The sequence below is a fragment of the Enterobacter sp. UNJFSC 003 genome, from assembly GCF_036903355.1.
GTDB lineage: Bacteria > Pseudomonadota > Gammaproteobacteria > Enterobacterales > Enterobacteriaceae > Enterobacter.
This window is the reverse complement of record NZ_JBAKHK010000160.1, coordinates 1-272: the sequence shown is the minus strand read 5'-3', so window position 1 is coordinate 272 and position 272 is coordinate 1. Positions and strand designations below refer to the sequence as shown.

Annotated in this window: 1 protein-coding gene; it reads left to right on the top strand. The window is 54.8% G+C overall.

All coding sequences use genetic code 11. From position 1 onward, the window contains the following. Window positions 1-272, top strand: a 272-nt coding sequence (locus tag V5P19_RS23595; protein WP_334407973.1) for an aminotransferase class I/II-fold pyridoxal phosphate-dependent enzyme, incomplete at both ends; no start/stop codon positions are given.

The following is a 272-nucleotide window of genomic DNA, read 5'->3' as shown; positions in this document are numbered from 1 at the left end:
CCGTAACGGCAGGGGCGACGGAAGCGTTATACGCGGCGATTACCGCATTGGTGCGCAATGGCGATGAAGTGATTTGTTTTGATCCCAGCTATGACAGTTACGCCCCTGCCATCGCGCTTTCGGGAGGAATAGTTAAACGTATTGCACTGCAACCACCGCATTTTCGCGTTGACTGGCAGGAATTTGCCGCATTGTTAAGCGAGCGCACCCGACTGGTGATCCTCAACACCCCGCATAACCCCAGTGCTACTGTCTGGCAGCAGGCTGATTTC